Raw genomic sequence first — 1,808 nt, 5'->3', positions numbered from 1 at the left:
TGGAGACGGCGGCATCCCCCGCCGCGGAGACGCTGCTGGACCGGCTCGCCGACGTGCTCGCACCGCGGGGCTGAGCTCAGCCGTCGATCACCGCCACCAGCTCGTCGAGGAACGCCTCGAACGTGGTGCCGCGCCGCACGATGCGCTGCACGCTGTCGCGCTCGCTGAACACCTCGACGAGCTGCTCGAACACGGTCTGGAAGGCCGCGCGGTCGCCCTCGCTGAACGCGGCGAGCGCGACGACCTGCACGCGGGCATCGCCCCAGGCCGCGGACCCCTCGGCGACCCCGATCGCGATCGCGGTGCGGGTGGCCGTCATCTGCAGCGCGTGCGGCACGGCGAGCGCGTCGGTGAACGCCGTGGACGACAGGCGTTCGCGCACGATCGTGTTCTCCACGTAGTCGTCGCCGATCAGTCCGGCCGCCACCAGCCGCGCGCCGAGGAGCCGGATGATCTCCTCCTCCCCCGCATCGGGCAGCGGGAAGACGTAGGCGTCGGGCAGGAAGTAGCGCGCCAGCTCGGCCCGCAGCCGCGTGAGACGCCGGCCGCGGCGGACGCGGGCCGCGGCCTGCTGCACGCGGTCGACGTCGGCGTCGGTGAGGAACGGCTGGATGCGCACGAACCGCTCACCGGGTGAGCCGGGCTCGATCGTGCTGAGCACCAGGTCGGTGTCGAACGACGCCCAGTCGGGGTCGACGTTCGTGACGACGCTCGTGACCTCGATCGCGGAGCCGAGGGAGCGGTCGACGCTCGACCGCAGCAGCTCGTGCAGCTCGTAATAGCCGGGGCACACGATCGTCGCCGTGAGGATCGACTCGGCCTTGCGGCTGCGCTCGAGACGCCCGCCGACGTGCATCGCGATGTAGGCGATCTCGTCGTCGTGGACGGGGGTGCCGAGGCGGTCGTGCAGCCCGCTCGCGATCGACACCGCCACCTCGAAGATCATCGGATACGTGGTCTTGAGCGACCGCGTGAGCGGGTTGCGCGTGAGGGCGCTCTCCTCCGCCCGTCGCCGCAGGTTCTGCACGTGCAGCGCGAGCCGCAGCACGAACGTCTCGTCGACCAGGTCGACCTGGAAGTCGTCCGCGGCCCTGGCGATCTCGGCCCGCACGGCCGCGTCGACCTCCGGCGCCACTCCGCTGCGCGCGACCTCGCGGGTCTCGTCGCCGCCCGGCGCCACGATGCGTGTGAGCACGAGGGACGCGAGGTGGGCGCTGTCGCCCTCGCCGAGCATCACGCCGAAGTGCTCGGCGGCGAGACGCGCGATCACGGCGCCGACGCGAGGGATCTCGGGCCTGGCCCCGGTCGGCGGCGTGTCGAGTGACCGCCCGGCGGCCACCCGCTCCGCGGCGATCGCGATGTGCAGCAGCACGTCGGCGATCGCGAGCTCGTTGACGTAGTAGCCGAGCTGTCCGAGCTCCCCCACCAGGGCCGACTTGAAGGGCGCGACCGCCCGCGGATCGACCGCCGTGCCGGACAGCGCGCGGCGGAACACCTCCGGGTGGAAGGACGCGTCGTCCATCTCGTCGTGCGCGAGCCGGCTGAGCAGCCGCCGCTGGGCCGCCTCGTCGCCACGCAGCCGCACGATCTCGCGCGAGCGGTCGAGGGTGAGGTCGGTGCCGTCGAGCAGACCGCGCACGCGCACGAGGTCGGCCTCCAGGGTGGCCTCGCTCACGTGCAGCTCGTCGGCGGCGTCGAACACGTCGACGCCCTCCGGCGCGTCGAGCAGCATGCGCACGAGCGCGTGCAACCGGTCGCGGGGCGTGGCCTCGCGGCCCTGGCGCACCCGTTGCGCGCCCCGGGCGCCC

The 1,808-nt window shown here is 73.4% G+C and carries 1 protein-coding gene; it reads right to left on the bottom strand.

The annotated features are described in order from the left end of the window. Positions 1-76: 76 nt before the first annotated feature. The coding region (locus DW299_RS00640; RefSeq protein WP_136035274.1) for a BglG family transcription antiterminator at positions 77-1,808 on the bottom strand (1,732 nt) is incomplete at its 5' end.

The organism is Microbacterium sp. K35 (assembly GCF_004794375.1).
In the GTDB taxonomy this organism is placed as follows: Bacteria; Actinomycetota; Actinomycetes; order Actinomycetales; family Microbacteriaceae; genus Microbacterium; species Microbacterium sufflavum.
The sequence above is the reverse complement of the archived record's forward strand: the minus strand, read 5'-3'. Positions and strand labels throughout refer to the sequence as shown.